We start from the raw sequence: 12,841 nt of genomic DNA on the forward strand, positions 1-12,841 counted from the left end.
TTAGCGTCCTTTCCAGACGGCGCTGGTCAGGGCGCCGCTGGCGTCGCCGTCCAGCTCCCACGAGAAGGCCCCGCGCAGGCTCTGGTCGCGCATGTACTGCATCTTGGTCGCGATCACGGTCGGGTCGTCGTAGCTCCACCACTCGCCGGTGCCGGTGTACAGGAACAGCTGCTTGGTCTGCGGATGGTACCAGCGCGTGCCTGCCTTGTTGACCAGGACCTTGTAGTCGTCGATGCCGGTTTCGTAGGTGCCCGCCGCGCCGCCGGTGGTGGTTTGATACAGGCCGTTGGCGTTCGGGCCGGCGGCGACGCCTTTCCATCCGCGTCCGTAGAACGGCACGCCGAGCAGGATCTTATTGCGCGGCATACCGGCTGCCACCAGCGCCGTCACGGCGTCGTTGGTGTTGTACTTGGCGAGGATGCCGGTCGCTGGATCTGCAGGATCGTGGTACAGCGGCGAGTGGAAGTTGGTGGTGCTTTCCCATGCGCCGTGGAAGTCGTAACTCATCAGGTTGACCCAGTCCATGTACTGCGAATACAGGGTTGGTTCGGTCTGTGCGATCTTCTCGGTGCCGGCGCCGATGGCGGCCGTCAGTGCATAACGCTTGCCGTCGATGGCGCCTTGCGCGTCCAGCTGTGCGCGGAACTCTGCCATCAGCAGCGTGAAGTTATGCTTGTCGTTGACCGCGTCGACGGTGTTGTATGGCTGGCCGCCGCCGCCCGGATATTCCCAGTCGATGTCGATGCCGTCAAACACGCCCTTGGCGGAGCCGGGGCCGCCGCGTCCATCCTGCACCGGCAGGTCGCCGGCGATGAACATCTTGACGCAGGACTTGGCCAGCTGCTTGCGCAGGGCGTCGGTCTTGGCTGCGGCCGAGAAGTTTTTCGACCAGGTCCAACCGCCCAGCGAGATGAACACCTTCAGATTCGGGTGCGCGGCCTTGAGCAGCTTCAGTTGCAGGAAGTTGCCGGTCAGCGGAGCGTCCCAGGCGACGGTCTTGCCGTCCACGGTGCGCGTGGGTTGGCGTTGGTAGTCGGCGTAGGCGTCGCCGCCGGTACCGGCTTGCGGCGAGGTCGGGGTGTCGTTGCCCACTTCGGCGCGGGTGACCATGTCGCATTCGTAGCCGCCGTTCTTGGCGTAGGTGTTACCGAAGGCGTAGTTGATGAAGGTGAGCTGGTCGGCCACGCTGGTCTGCACGCCATTGACCGGGGTCTTGGTGGTGTGGATATCGGCCACTTCGTAGCTGCGGCCGTACACTCCCCACTGCGCGAAGTAGGAGCCGATTTCTCGGCCGCCGACCGGCGTTGGCGTTGGCGTTGGCGTTGGCGTTGGCGTCGGGGTTGGAGTCGGCGTTGGCGTCGGGGTCGGAGTCGGCGTTGGAGTCGGAGTCGGGGTTGGCGTCACGGCTTGCAGCGCCCATGGTCCCCACTCTTCCGTGCCTGGCACGTTATTTTGCGTCCACCATTTTGCCTTGTAGGTGGAGCCGTTGTAGGTCACGCACATGCCGACCGTGTAGATCGCGCTGGACGACCATGCCGGACAATCGGCGGCTGCGTCGGCGGTTTGCACGCCGCCCAGCAATTTCATTTGTGGTGTGGTGGTGGCGGGGCTGTCGCTGCCCCCGCCGCAAGCCGCCAACATACTGGCGATCAGGCCGAGTACGGCCGCGTTTCCCTTGACTGCACGTTCCATGCTTTCTCCTCCTTGGGTGGGTAAATCTGCTTTTATTATTTTTTCAGGATGGAACGCAAAGAAGTGGTAGTCAAGTGGTTTTATTTTGTGGCATCCAATCAAATACCAGTTACAACCAAGGAAGAGTTATTGCGGCAAGAACCGATATGGAACTTGAAAGAGAGTGTGAGTGCTCACCAACTAATTTCAGCAGGCAAAAGGGCGCAATGGCGCCCTAACTTTCGAATGTCTCAAATTGAACATCGTGTTAATTGGTGAGTACCAATTTTGTGCACTTTGGAAGTGGTACTGACGACGACAGCGGCACAAAACCGCTGAAATCCCAAATCAGGCGCTGGTTGCCAGTTCCGGCAGCACCGCGTGCGCGCTGCCGTCACGCACCTCGACGATGCGCGGTTGTTGCGGATGGCCAAAACTCATCTTGTAGCAAACCTGGCCGTTCCTGGAAGCGGTCGGCAACACCATCAGCAGCTGGAACGCGCTCGGCGCCTCCTCCACCGTGGGGAAAATCGGCGGCAGGCCGGCCAACACAACGGCCTCCAACGGATGCTCGCCTTCGATCCGGGTGTGATGTCCGCGCACCGAAATACCGGCGCTTTCGCCGCCCTCAAACGCCACCCGCGCGTGACCGATCACGCTGTCGTTTTGCGCATTCACGACCAGGTTCAACCACAACGTGGGCGAGCCTGCGGCGCCGCTGGTGACTTCATACACTGCTGTAAATAATTGACTCATGGTGCTTCCTAACGAAGAGAAGTAAAACATGAGTCAAACTGTAGCGGCGATGCAATAACCTTGCCTTCCGAATACCTTCCGGAATCCAAGTCATTGATTACAATGAATATTTATTTCATCTCAACGCTTGGGCAGCCGCCAGTCCGGCCGGATGAAATGGCAGGTGTAACCGTTGGGTATGCGCTCCAGATAGTCCTGGTGCTCCGGTTCAGCCTCCCAGAACGGGCCGGCCGGCGCCACCTCGGTGACCACTTTCCCCGGCCACAAGCCCGAAGCATTGACGTCGGCGATAGTGTCTTCCGCCGTCGCCTTCTGTTGCTCGCTGGTATAGTAAATTGCGGAGCGATAACTCGTGCCGATATCGTTGCCCTGGCGGTTGCGGGTGCTCGGGTCGTGGATCTGGAAGAAGAATTCCAGGATTTTCCGATAGCTGATGACGGCCGGATCGAAGACGATTTCCAGCGCCTCGGCATGGGTGCCGTGGTTGCGGTAGGTGGCGTTCGGCACGTCGCCGCCGCTGTAGCCGACCCGCGTCGCCAGCACGCCGGCCTGTTTGCGCACCAGGTCCTGCACACCCCAGAAGCAGCCGCCGGCCAGGATGGCGGTTTCAGTTGTTGTCATGTTCTATCCTTGGTGAATGTATCTGTTCAATTTAGCGACGTTCGCCATTTCTTCAAGGTGAGGCTGCTCCACAACAATTGCCGTTGTGCTAAGCTTGAGCGTTGATGCACACCTACAAAAACGGGAGTCCTCCATGCATGTAGAACGACGTTCACGCCCGGACCGGGCCAAAGCCATCGCCGTCAACGCCGGCCTGGTCCTGCTTGAAACCGCCGGCCGCGAAGCCGCCGCCACGTTCCTGGAAGATGCCGGCGTGCCCTTGCCGGTGATCGCCCGCGTGCTGTCGGAACCGGACCGGCGCCGCGCCGAAGACCTGCGCTAAGCTAATACCGCGTGGGCGAGTACCAGAGTTCTTTGCGCTGCAACGGTGTTTCTTCCGGCAGGTCGGGATTGGGTAACTCCAGCACCAGGCGCTGGCTCAGCCTGGTACGCCGGATGAGATCTGCATTATAAGAGCGGAATAGCTGGTCGAAGGAGCCGTCCTTGCGCGCCCGCTTCAACCCCTTCGCCAGCGCCCCGGCCAGCGCCGGCTTGTTCTTGTTGACGAAGAAGTACACCGCGGCCGGATAGTGCAAGGCCAGCGTCATTTCCACCACCTCCCCTTGCGCCGCGTGCTGTTCCGCCTCGCCCCACACCTGGCGTATCGAACGCGGGAAATAATCGAAGCGCTTCACGGCCAGCATCGCATGCAGATTGTCGGCGGTGGCGCCGGTGACCACGTCGAAGCCGTTGGCCTTGAGCACGGCGGTATCGGCCCAGTCGTAGCCTTGCCCGACCTTGTATTGCCGCAGTTGATCGACGCTGCGCACCGCCTCGAATTTGGCGCTGTCCTGGGCGTTGATCACGCCGATGCGCCAGCCGGCCAGCCCCATGTCGAGCGGAATGCGCACCGGCAGCAGCAGTTGCTCACGCTCGCGGGTGGTCATCGCCCAGATCACGTCGATGTTGCTGCCGTGCGCCAACTCCTGTACCGCGCGGCCTTTGATCGCCTTCACATCCCACGACTGCAATTGGTATTTGACGCCGGACTTGCGCATCACCAGTTCCAGCATCTTGACGAAGTAGCCCCGGTCGAGTTCGATCTGGGGCTGCGGATAGGCAACGCGCATGGGCTCGGCGTGTACGCCAAGCGCCATGAGCATCGCCAGCGCGCAGGCGACCACCCACGTCGAAAAATTGTATTTAATGCCAAGTTGCCTCATATGCAAAGAATAGCACAGAGTATTGTCATGCAACCAAGGAGACGTTTGGATCAGGGCTTGCGGAGTACGCGGCCGAAAGCGGTGTCGGTGCGCTGGCCGGCCAGTTGGGGATCGATCGCGAAGCGGCAAGTCTGCACGTAGTCGGCCGCCTGTTGCACCAGCTCCGGCGCCTGGCCGTTGGCTTCGGCGACCACGCGGATCGGCGCGCCATCGCTGCTGACCAGGAAGCGCAACAGGATGCTGTCGCTGCCGCTCGGGCTGCGGTCGAATTCCCTGAACGCCTGGAAGCGCGCGGACGGCTGGCAACTGTCGGCCACCAGCATGGGGCGGACGGCAGGACCGTCGCTGAACTGCCAGACAAATTGCATCGGGAAGGAGACGCCGTTCCTGGCCTCGTCCAGGTTGGACTGGAACACGCAGCGGGAGATGCCGCGGATGGCGGCATCGTCGAGTATCTGCCAGCCGCTGCCCTGGGATACTTCCGGATGCACGACCTTGCCGTCGGCGCCGATCTGGAAATGGATCGTCGTCACGCCTTCGATCTCATAGCGCCGCGCCTCGTTCGGCCATTGCGGCTGGGCGCAGCTGGCCGGCGTGAGCAGCGCGTTGAACGGCGCCTGGCCGCGCTGCTCGGCGTGGCTCATCAGGTTGAGCAAACCCAGCAGGCCGGCGGCGGCGCCGACGAAAATCAGTTTCTTGTTCATCGGGCGATGATAGCCCGGTGCAGGCCATCATGTCACGCCTGCGAGACGATTGTTTGGCAAGCGGCTGTTCAGAGCTCCACCAGGTCGAAATCGCCCTGGGTGTAGCGCGCTCCCTGCACACTGCCGGCGCGCAAGACGGCGTCGATGGCGGCCAAGTCCGCCGCGTCCAGCGTCACCGCCGCGGCCGCCGCGTTCTCTTCCAGATGGCCGAGCTGGCGAGCGCCTGGAATGGGCACGATCTGCTCGTCCTGATGTAGCAGCCAGGCCAGCGCCAGCTGCGCCGCCGTGATGCCGTGGCCGGCGGCCAGTTGCTGCAACTGGCCGACCAGCGCCAGATTGCTGCGCAAGGCGGCGTCCTGGAAGCGCGGCAAGCCGCGCCGGAAATCATCCTGCGCCAGGCCATCGGTCGAGGTCAGCGCCCCGCTCAGAAAGCCCCGGCCCAGCGGGCTGTATGGCACGAAACCGATGCCCAGCTCACGGCATGCCGGCAACACCTGACGCTCCGGATCGCGGCTCCACAGCGAATACTCGCTTTGCACGGCGGCGATCGGATGCACCGCGTGAGCGCGCCGCACCGTCGCTGCCGACACCTCCGACAAGCCCAGGTGGCGCACCTTGCCTTCACGTACCAGGTCGGCCATCACGCCCACCACCTCCTCGACCGGCACGGCCGGATCAGGCCGGTGCTGGTACAGCAGGTCGATGCTGTCTATCCCCAGACGTTGCAAGGAGCCGTGCACCGCGACGCGGATATGTTCCGGACGGCTGTCGACGCCGGCCATGCGCTGCAAGCCTTGGCCGTGCGGCAGGATGCGGAAGCCGAACTTGGTGGCGATCTGCACCCGGTTGCGCATGCCGCGCAGCGCCTTGCCGACCAGCACTTCATTGACGTGGGGGCCGTACACTTCGGCCGTATCGAAGAAGCTCACACCCAGATCGACCGCACGCTCCATGGTGCGGATGGACGCCGCATCGTCCGCACCGCCGTAGGCGAAACTCATGCCCATGCAACCGAGGCCGATGGCCGACACCTGCAAGCCGCCACTTCCTAATTTTCGTTGTTTCATTTTTTGCTCCGTCTGTGATCAATGGTGAAAATGATACGTTTGCTCTATCATCCATACAATCGCCAGGAAAGCACTTGGACCACTGAACGGAATTCAGCAATAGACGCTATGCGGCACGATCTCAACGAGTTGGAAATATTTGTCGCCGTGGCGCGCCACCGCAGCTTCCGTAAGGCGGCCGAGGAAAGAAACGTCACCGCCTCATCGCTCAGCCACGCCATGCGCGCGCTGGAAGCGCGGCTGGGCATACGTCTGCTGAACCGGACCACGCGCAGCGTCGAGCCCACCGAGGCGGGCAAGCATTTGTACGCGCGGGTGAGCCGCGTGATCGAGGACCTGGAGCAGGCGCTCGATGAGGTCAACGGTTTCCGCGACACGATCCAGGGCACGCTCAGGTTGAATGTGCCGCGCCCCGCCGCACGGCTGTTGCTGGCGCCGATACTGGGCGGGTTCCTGAAGACGCATCCGGGCGTCAAGATCGAAGTGATCACCGACGACCAGCTGGTCGACATCGTGGCCGAGGGCTACGACGCCGGCGTGCGCTTCGGCGAGAGCCTGGCGCTGGACATGATCGCCGTCCCCATCGGCCCGGCGCAGCGCTTCGCCGTGGTGGCCGCGCCGGATCTGCTGGCCGTGCATGGCCGCCCCGCCAGCCCGCTCGACTTGCGCGGCCTGCCGTGCATCGGCCGCCGCTTCCCTAGCGGCGTGATCTATTCATGGGAGTTCGAGCGCGACGGCGAAAGCCTGGCCATCAGCGTCGACGGCCCGCTGCTGCTGGACGACGACGCCATGATGGTGGACGCGGCTTGCGATGGCGTCGGCATCGCCTTCGTGCACGAGTCCTACGCCGCGGAGCATCTCCAGCAAGGCAAGCTGGTGCGCCTGTTCGAAGACTGGTGCCCCGCCATGCCAGGCTTCTACCTGTACTACCCCAGCCGCAAGCACATGTCGGCTGCGTTGCGCGGTTTTGTCGATTGGTGCATCCAGTATCGGCAGGATGACGAGGTACAGCAGCCGAATTAATTCGTTGGCAGTTCGCGGATTTCCACGCCGCCGCCGGCTTCGTAGTGCGGATTGCCGACCAGGAAGCGCGCGGCATCGTCGAGGTTGGTGGCGCGCACGCGCAGGTAGCCGGTGACGTCCAGGCTGGCGGAATCGGCCGGCGCGCCCTTTCGATACAAGGCCCCCTTGCCGATGGAGCTGCCGCCGTCGAATAGTCCGCCCTGGCGCAGGCTGGTGATGTAGGATGCCCACAGCGCGCTGCTGGCGGCGTCGGGGTGCGCGGTATCGTCAAGCATGAGGATGATGTAGTCGTTCATGGTCGCTCGCGGAGTGGAGTTGATGCTGCATTTTATCAGCGTACCATGACGGATCTTGTGAAACTCAGGAGGAGATATGCAATGTCGTTACGCCTTGCCGTTGTTGATGTTTGCGATGTCGTCGAGCATGGCCGCCGAGCTGCCGGCCGCATCGCGCGCGGAGATCGACGCGCTGCTGAACCGACTGGGAAGTTCCGGCTGTCAGTTCAACCGCAACGGCAGCTGGTATAGCTCGGCCGACGCCAAGGCGCATCTGGCAAGCAAGTTGGACTACTTGATCGACAAGAAGAAGGTCGAAGGAACGGAGCAGTTCATTACCCTGGCGGCCAGCACCAGCAGCATGTCCGGCAAGGACTACCTGGTGAAATGTGGCACGGCGCAGGCGGTGCCCAGCAGCGTTTGGCTCAAGGGCGAGCTGCAAGCCATCCGCGCGAAACAGGCGTTGGCGAAATAGGCTGTTCACCGACGCAGCTGCTTTTCCACCTCGAAAACGAGCGTGCATATTCACATTACCCTCCGGCACCAACGATGCAATCCGCGATCACTTTAAAACGATATATATGGTTTATGTAGTTTTACAGACAAAGTACGAGTGACCGCCTTCGCGAGCAGCAATGGCGCCAATCTTGCGAAAAATCAACAGCTCCAACTTCGCAACTTGTTAAATTCGATTCACCCATGAGCGACTTGGTCGATAGATGGGTACCTGCAAAACGGTATCAATTCAAGTCGACAGCACGACCTTTTCTGGGAGTGACGAAGATGCGCCGATATACGATCACAGAAGGAGCAAAAACGACAAGCGGTGGCACCGTGATTCAAGCCAGCAGCAACGGCTCTATCAATGGCGCACATATCGCAGTCGAGCGTGACCAGATTTTCTGCCCGGCCTGTAAATCGTCTGGCTATATCCTCTGCATTGGCCCCAGATTGATTGAACTTTGGAATGGCAAACAGACCGCCCTGGAAAATGATCTCTGCATTTGCGGTTGTTTCCCCTCACCACGGCTTATTTCAAATCAAACGTTACGCAGCCAAGTCATTGGCCAAGAGGATTCCAAAAAAAATTCACCACAGTCGTTGGAGCCGACAACAGCGGCGACGGCATCCAGCGCAACAGACCCGAGGGAAGACCAATACAACCTCGTCTTCGAAGTAACTGACGACAAGACCGGCGCCCTCCTGATCGACTGGCCGTACAGCATTGAACTGGGAAACGGCGAACACCTGGCGGGGCACACTGATCACGCGGGCCACACGGGAACGATCAGTTCCATTCAGGCGGAGCACGCGATCCTCCGGGTATTCGCGCCAGAACCTACGCCAATTAATCCTTCCTGGGATCACTGATATGACGCAAAGAAAAGCAGCCAAGGTTCATGTCGCCCAGCTTACGCCTGCAGCGAACAACAAACCAGAAATCGTGAAAGTAGACGACTCTACGCGCCTGATCCAAATCCGGGCGCTCGTCGAGGCCAACAACAAATCTACGCTCAGCACCGATTTGATCATCTGCCAAATCTACATGGAATCACGTTTTGACGCGCGCGCAGGCGCCACTCAAGATGCACACGGATTGATGCAGATGCAGCGGAAAGGCGTGCAACAGGTGTTCAAATATCGCAAGCAAAAACTACTTGGCCACATGCCCAGCGATGCCCAGACCAAAGCCGCCTTTGCCGAAGGCGCCACCTTGCATGCCAGCGATTCAATCTATGACGAGGCCACCAATATCGGTCTCGGAACTGAATACATGCAATACTGGGCGGATACTTCACCCTCGGTTGCAGCGGCATACGCACGCTATCGAGGCGTTGCAAACGGTATTTACTACAAGAAGATCAGCGCATGCGCAGAACGCCTGCAAGCAGATCCGACTTCAATGAAAATATTACGCGAGATGGTGAAATGATAGGCAGGATAATGATGCTGTCCCTGCTGTATTTCACCAATCCAGCGCATGCAGCATCGCTCACGCTGGTACGATCATGCCACCTCGTGGACGGATCCCAGATGACGCTCTTGGCCGAAGCGACGGCTGACGGAAATCGCCTTCACTTACAGATCAACGAACACACAGAAAAGGCATTTACGGACATGCCCGACGCCGACTTTGTTGGCACAATCGTTCTGGTTGCATGCATCGATCACTCCCTCGTCTTTGCCATCAACTACGGCTCGCCCTATCTCAAGGGAGCGGTGGTCCGCAAGAACCCGGTCAGTCATCGTCTCGAACGCATCGACTTCGCCGAAAAGACCCTTCCGCGCTGGCTGTACGTCAACTCACAGGAGATGCAACTGATCATTCCAAACATCGGTTACGAAGTCCAATCCAAATATATTGTCTACCAATTTTCCGCCCCTGATGGACAAACAACCGAACCCCTGGCAACCGACACGCTGCCGAGCAGGCGTGGATTCAAGAAGCTGGCCATAACAGGAACGTCGCCAACATCGCGTCCATGACGAGTGGAGCCACTTAGGCTGTCGCAAGCGCCCTATTTTGGCGCCCCGCTCAAGTTGATTTTGCCGATCGCGGAATAGAGGCGTCGAGCATTCTTCGGACCAGTAAGCGGCATCAAATAGGCACTTCTATTTTTTTGAAAGCTTCCGCTCTGCCCTAGCGCACCAAAAGGGAAACTGACGCAGACGAATGCTCCACTGGCAGCCGTCACCGTCCCCCACTCCGCCACGTATGGGTTCAGTTCAGTGGGACGTGTTGTGAAGCCAGAAAGTGCTCGGGCCGAATCGACTGGATAGATCTTGCGATCAAAGAGGATGGCCGTCTCTGCCCCCTTCTCCGCAAAGCCAATCTCCTTTCCCTGCACGACAAGATAATAGGTCGCGTTGAACCCATCCAGGTAGTCGTCCTGCGAGTTAATTTCTTCTGTCGGCAGAGCTCTCCAAGTAACGGACGAGGCAACGGCTCGCGCGGACAGGCAGCTAAGAATCGCTGCCTTGGAAGGCTCGACAGGCCTGGCATCGAGCACGACCAGACAGGTCATCAAGAACAAACTTCTGCACATCATTTGTACGCCGTAGGTTTACTATCTAAAGCTGACGACTGAATCGTAAGCATGCTCGCGAATGAGCTCCGTCAGCTTGGCGTCCCCCTTGTATTTTGCTTTCAGTGTCTTCAACTGCCTCTGCGCAGGCTGGCAATATTTCACAACGGCCTGCTCGATCTCCCGCTGTCGTTGCTCGCTTACGCTCCCGTCAAACTCCCCCGCTGCGTGGTCGCATTCATCGGCATTCAGTATGAAATTTTGGATATCTTTCGGAACGGGAACTCCGGCGTTTGCCACGCCAGCAGTGACCAACCAGGCAACTAAAACGACAAATCTTGAAACCATCATGTCCTCCTTCAGTTGCTAGCGCCCATTATTGGACCAGAGCGGAACATCCTTGTTTCCGCCATAGTCCTTCTTGACGCCGTCACTGGCGGCAACCGCAATAAGTTGTCGATTCATTCCAGTACGAGGCATGGTATCGATCCTGACCAGCGTGCCTCTTGCATCCTTCACAAAAACGGTACCATTCCACGAAATAGCCATATCGATGGCAAGGCCAAAATTGTGCTGTGACCGCAAGGCAGGCCTGGTCCGCAGCCTTCGAATGGACAGCGCGGCAACCATATCAGACGCGGACTTGATGGATTCGGCCTTGGTCGGATGCTCCCATTCGATATCGACACCGGCCAGCGTAGGAATTCTAGATGCATCCAGACCGTCATTTACGATCCGCCAGGACCAGTGCATCAAGTACGACCGCTTTACTGGACGATACGTCGCATCAATTGAAACATCGATGCCCGCATCTGTCATCGCGTAGATGTAGTCCTCAACCGCGTGACGGAAAGTACCAGCGAGATCTCGGGTGCTACTGCTGCCCAAAAATCGCTTTGCCCCATGTGCGCCACTCAACTCTTTGACCTAGGGCAACTGTCGCAATTCGAGTACTCGGCATGCCGCAAGCCAAGCTATCCGATATGCTGCGGGGCAAGTTCCGCAGCATCAGCCAAGCCAAGATGCTGATGCGCCTGAACCGACTGAGATGTGATGTTGAAATCGTAGTGAGGAAGAATGGCCAAAAGTGAGCTGCACAACCGCCGGATTTACGACGCCTGATCCTTTGACACACAAGAGCTTTCGCGGTTTGTTGCCCGGTCGCCCTGATCGGCACCGCCTTATATCCCATTCTTGTTCATCGCGCCCATGCTGGGCGCACAACAAAAAACCCGCTTCTCCTATGGGAAAAGCGGGTTTCGGTACTTCTTGGTATTTCTTACTGCTGAGTTCTGGTGCCGCTTGCCGGAATCGAACTGGCGACCTTTTCATTACGAATGAACTGCTCTACCAACTGAGCTAAAGCGGCGAAGTCGCACATTCTAACAAATATTTCTCGCTACACGCTAGTCCCAACACGATAAATTTTAGCCATGCTGCAAAAATGTCATTGCTTTGTGCGATTTTGAAGCTTCTCAGCCGGCGTGGTAACCCGTCACCACCGCCACTTCGTCGCGCGAACCCAGGAACACCGGCACGCGCTGGTGCAGCTTGTGCGGCTGGATGTCCATGATGCGGTTCTGGCCGTCGGTGGCCGCGCCGCCCGCCTGTTCGACGATGAAGGCCATCGGATTGGCCTCGTACATCAAACGCAGCTTGCCTGGCATCGACGTGTCGCGCGTGTCGGCCGGGTACATGAAGATGCCGCCGCGGTTCAGGATGCGGTGCACGTCGGCCACCATCGAGGCGATCCAGCGCATGTTGAAGTTGGTGCCGCGCGGGCCCGTGTCGCCAGCCAGCAGCTCGCTGACGTAGCGCTGCACCGGCGCATGCCAGTGGCGCTGGTTCGACATATTGATCGCGAATTCCTTGGTCTTGGCCGGAATCTGCATGTCGCGCTGCGTGAGCACCCACGAACCCATCTCGCGGTCCAGGGTGAAGCAGTTGACGCCATTGCCGGTGGTGAGCACCAGCATGGTCTGCGGGCCGTACACGGCGTAGCCTGCGGCCACTTGCTTGGTACCGGCCTGCATGAAGTCCGCCTCGGTCGGCTGGTCCATGCCTTCAGGCGCCTTCAGCACCGAGAAGATGGTACCGATCGAGACGTTGACGTCGATGTTCGACGAGCCGTCCAATGGGTCGAACAGCAGCATGTATTCGCCTTTTGGATAGCGGTTCGGGATCGGGTGGATCGACTCCATCTCTTCCGACGCCATCGCCGCCAGGTGGCCGCCCCATTCGTTCGCTTCCAGCAGGATTTCGTTGGAGATGATGTCCAGCTTCTTCTGCACTTCGCCCTGGATGTTTTCGGTGTCGGCGGTGCCGAGCACTTCACCCAGCGCGCCTTTGCCTACCGAGTGGCTGATGGTTTTGCAGGCGCGTGCTACCACTTCGATCAGCAGGCGCAGTTCGGCCGGGATCGTGTTGTTCTGGCGCTGTTCTTCCACCAGATATTGTGTGAGGCTGATGCGTTTCATGGTTTCCCTTGAGGTGAAA

At 59.5% G+C, this 12,841-nt stretch carries 18 protein-coding genes and 1 tRNA gene; 7 read left to right on the forward strand and 12 right to left on the reverse strand.

What is annotated here, in order from left to right; translation table 11 throughout:
- From KVP70_RS30480 to msrA, 3 genes are all read right to left on the reverse strand, one after another.
- Complete coding sequence (locus KVP70_RS30480) at positions 1-1,692, reverse strand: glycosyl hydrolase family 18 protein (RefSeq protein ID WP_217946136.1); 1,692 nt, start codon at positions 1,690-1,692, stop codon at positions 1-3.
- Between the two features lie 327 nt (positions 1,693-2,019).
- Complete coding sequence (locus tag KVP70_RS30485) at positions 2,020-2,427, reverse strand: DUF1842 domain-containing protein (protein WP_217946137.1); 408 nt, start codon at positions 2,425-2,427, stop codon at positions 2,020-2,022.
- A gap of 120 nt (positions 2,428-2,547) precedes the next feature.
- Positions 2,548-3,048, reverse strand: coding sequence for a peptide-methionine (S)-S-oxide reductase MsrA (gene msrA / locus KVP70_RS30490; protein ID WP_217946138.1), 501 nt, complete (start codon positions 3,046-3,048; stop codon positions 2,548-2,550).
- A 133-nt stretch (positions 3,049-3,181) separates the two neighbouring features.
- Here msrA and KVP70_RS30495 point away from each other — a divergent pair, with 133 nt between their 5' ends.
- Positions 3,182-3,370: a hypothetical protein gene (locus KVP70_RS30495; protein ID WP_217946139.1), complete on the forward strand. Its 189-nt coding sequence runs from the start codon at positions 3,182-3,184 to the stop codon at positions 3,368-3,370.
- Position 3,371: 1 nt separating this feature from the next.
- Here the strand turns inward: KVP70_RS30495 and KVP70_RS30500 are convergent, their stop codons facing one another.
- The 3 genes from KVP70_RS30500 to KVP70_RS30510 form a co-directional block, all read right to left on the reverse strand.
- On the reverse strand, positions 3,372-4,184 hold the full coding sequence (locus KVP70_RS30500; RefSeq protein ID WP_217946140.1) for a substrate-binding periplasmic protein: 813 nt from the start codon (positions 4,182-4,184) through the stop codon (positions 3,372-3,374).
- Between the two features lie 116 nt (positions 4,185-4,300).
- Positions 4,301-4,954, reverse strand: a complete 654-nt coding sequence (locus tag KVP70_RS30505) for an energy transducer TonB (RefSeq protein ID WP_217946141.1) — start codon at positions 4,952-4,954, stop codon at positions 4,301-4,303.
- A 68-nt stretch (positions 4,955-5,022) separates the two neighbouring features.
- On the reverse strand, positions 5,023-6,021 hold the full coding sequence (locus tag KVP70_RS30510; protein WP_217946142.1) for an aldo/keto reductase: 999 nt from the start codon (positions 6,019-6,021) through the stop codon (positions 5,023-5,025).
- Between the two features lie 108 nt (positions 6,022-6,129).
- Between KVP70_RS30510 and KVP70_RS30515 the strand changes: the two genes are divergently transcribed.
- Complete coding sequence (locus KVP70_RS30515) at positions 6,130-7,044, forward strand: LysR family transcriptional regulator (protein ID WP_217946143.1); 915 nt, start codon at positions 6,130-6,132, stop codon at positions 7,042-7,044.
- Here KVP70_RS30515 and KVP70_RS30520 read toward each other — a convergent pair.
- On the reverse strand, positions 7,041-7,340 hold the full coding sequence (locus tag KVP70_RS30520; protein WP_217946144.1) for a hypothetical protein: 300 nt from the start codon (positions 7,338-7,340) through the stop codon (positions 7,041-7,043). The genes KVP70_RS30515 and KVP70_RS30520 overlap by 4 nt on opposite strands.
- Before the next feature lie 76 nt (positions 7,341-7,416).
- Here KVP70_RS30520 and KVP70_RS30525 point away from each other — a divergent pair, with 76 nt between their 5' ends.
- The 4 genes from KVP70_RS30525 (at position 7,417) to KVP70_RS30540 (ending at position 9,806) form a co-directional block, all read left to right on the forward strand.
- Positions 7,417-7,794 (forward strand): YfeK family protein, encoded by a 378-nt coding sequence (locus KVP70_RS30525; protein ID WP_217946145.1) that lies wholly within the window; start codon positions 7,417-7,419, stop codon positions 7,792-7,794.
- A 224-nt stretch (positions 7,795-8,018) separates the two neighbouring features.
- Complete coding sequence (locus tag KVP70_RS30530; protein ID WP_229225198.1) at positions 8,019-8,690, forward strand: PAAR domain-containing protein; 672 nt, start codon at positions 8,019-8,021, stop codon at positions 8,688-8,690.
- Position 8,691: 1 nt separating this feature from the next.
- Positions 8,692-9,252, forward strand: coding sequence for a transglycosylase SLT domain-containing protein (locus tag KVP70_RS30535; protein ID WP_217946146.1), 561 nt, complete (start codon positions 8,692-8,694; stop codon positions 9,250-9,252).
- 11 nt (positions 9,253-9,263) lie between these two features.
- Positions 9,264-9,806: a hypothetical protein gene (locus tag KVP70_RS30540; RefSeq protein ID WP_217946147.1), complete on the forward strand. Its 543-nt coding sequence runs from the start codon at positions 9,264-9,266 to the stop codon at positions 9,804-9,806.
- Between the two features lie 32 nt (positions 9,807-9,838).
- Here KVP70_RS30540 and KVP70_RS30545 read toward each other — a convergent pair whose 3' ends face one another.
- The 3 genes from KVP70_RS30545 to KVP70_RS30555 are packed head-to-tail and all read right to left on the reverse strand — an operon-like array spanning position 9,839 to position 11,233.
- Positions 9,839-10,348, reverse strand: a complete 510-nt coding sequence (locus tag KVP70_RS30545) for a hypothetical protein (RefSeq protein ID WP_217946148.1) — start codon at positions 10,346-10,348, stop codon at positions 9,839-9,841.
- Between the two features lie 39 nt (positions 10,349-10,387).
- Positions 10,388-10,696: a hypothetical protein gene (locus KVP70_RS30550; RefSeq protein WP_217946149.1), complete on the reverse strand. Its 309-nt coding sequence runs from the start codon at positions 10,694-10,696 to the stop codon at positions 10,388-10,390.
- A 15-nt stretch (positions 10,697-10,711) separates the two neighbouring features.
- Complete coding sequence (locus KVP70_RS30555; RefSeq protein ID WP_217946150.1) at positions 10,712-11,233, reverse strand: hypothetical protein; 522 nt, start codon at positions 11,231-11,233, stop codon at positions 10,712-10,714.
- Positions 11,234-11,304: 71 nt separating this feature from the next.
- Between KVP70_RS30555 and KVP70_RS30560 the strand changes: the two genes are divergently transcribed.
- A complete protein-coding gene (locus KVP70_RS30560) occupies positions 11,305-11,436 on the forward strand; it encodes an XRE family transcriptional regulator (protein WP_217946151.1) in 132 nt (43 codons plus the stop codon).
- A 202-nt stretch (positions 11,437-11,638) separates the two neighbouring features.
- Here KVP70_RS30560 and KVP70_RS30565 read toward each other — a convergent pair.
- Positions 11,639-11,714 (reverse strand) — tRNA-Thr (locus tag KVP70_RS30565).
- Positions 11,715-11,820: 106 nt separating this feature from the next.
- Positions 11,821-12,822 (reverse strand): class 1 fructose-bisphosphatase, encoded by a 1,002-nt coding sequence (locus KVP70_RS30570; RefSeq protein ID WP_217946152.1) that lies wholly within the window; start codon positions 12,820-12,822, stop codon positions 11,821-11,823.
- Positions 12,823-12,841: the final 19 nt, after the last annotated feature.

Origin of the sequence: Duganella violaceipulchra (genome assembly GCF_019166075.1) — a bacterium.
Taxonomy (GTDB): Bacteria; Pseudomonadota; Gammaproteobacteria; order Burkholderiales; family Burkholderiaceae_D; genus Rugamonas; species Rugamonas violaceipulchra.

Excerpts from the sequence above, each read along its gene's own strand:
- KVP70_RS30480 (WP_217946136.1), bottom strand. The coding sequence starts at position 1,692 with ATGGAACGTGCAGTCAAGGGAAACGCGGCCGTACTCGGCCTGATCGCC.
- KVP70_RS30485 (WP_217946137.1), bottom strand. The coding sequence starts at position 2,427 with ATGAGTCAATTATTTACAGCAGTGTATGAAGTCACCAGCGGCGCCGCA.
- msrA (WP_217946138.1), bottom strand. The coding sequence starts at position 3,048 with ATGACAACAACTGAAACCGCCATCCTGGCCGGCGGCTGCTTCTGGGGT.
- KVP70_RS30495 (WP_217946139.1), top strand. The coding sequence starts at position 3,182 with ATGCATGTAGAACGACGTTCACGCCCGGACCGGGCCAAAGCCATCGCC.
- KVP70_RS30500 (WP_217946140.1), bottom strand. The coding sequence starts at position 4,184 with ATGGCGCTTGGCGTACACGCCGAGCCCATGCGCGTTGCCTATCCGCAG.
- KVP70_RS30505 (WP_217946141.1), bottom strand. The coding sequence starts at position 4,954 with ATGAACAAGAAACTGATTTTCGTCGGCGCCGCCGCCGGCCTGCTGGGT.
- KVP70_RS30510 (WP_217946142.1), bottom strand. The coding sequence starts at position 6,021 with ATGAAACAACGAAAATTAGGAAGTGGCGGCTTGCAGGTGTCGGCCATC.
- KVP70_RS30515 (WP_217946143.1), top strand. The coding sequence starts at position 6,130 with ATGCGGCACGATCTCAACGAGTTGGAAATATTTGTCGCCGTGGCGCGC.
- KVP70_RS30520 (WP_217946144.1), bottom strand. The coding sequence starts at position 7,340 with ATGAACGACTACATCATCCTCATGCTTGACGATACCGCGCACCCCGAC.
- KVP70_RS30525 (WP_217946145.1), top strand. The coding sequence starts at position 7,417 with ATGCAATGTCGTTACGCCTTGCCGTTGTTGATGTTTGCGATGTCGTCG.
- KVP70_RS30530 (WP_229225198.1), top strand. The coding sequence starts at position 8,019 with ATGAGCGACTTGGTCGATAGATGGGTACCTGCAAAACGGTATCAATTC.
- KVP70_RS30535 (WP_217946146.1), top strand. The coding sequence starts at position 8,692 with ATGACGCAAAGAAAAGCAGCCAAGGTTCATGTCGCCCAGCTTACGCCT.
- KVP70_RS30540 (WP_217946147.1), top strand. The coding sequence starts at position 9,264 with ATGATGCTGTCCCTGCTGTATTTCACCAATCCAGCGCATGCAGCATCG.
- KVP70_RS30550 (WP_217946149.1), bottom strand. The coding sequence starts at position 10,696 with ATGATGGTTTCAAGATTTGTCGTTTTAGTTGCCTGGTTGGTCACTGCT.
- KVP70_RS30560 (WP_217946151.1), top strand. The coding sequence starts at position 11,305 with ATGCCGCAAGCCAAGCTATCCGATATGCTGCGGGGCAAGTTCCGCAGC.
- KVP70_RS30570 (WP_217946152.1), bottom strand. The coding sequence starts at position 12,822 with ATGAAACGCATCAGCCTCACACAATATCTGGTGGAAGAACAGCGCCAG.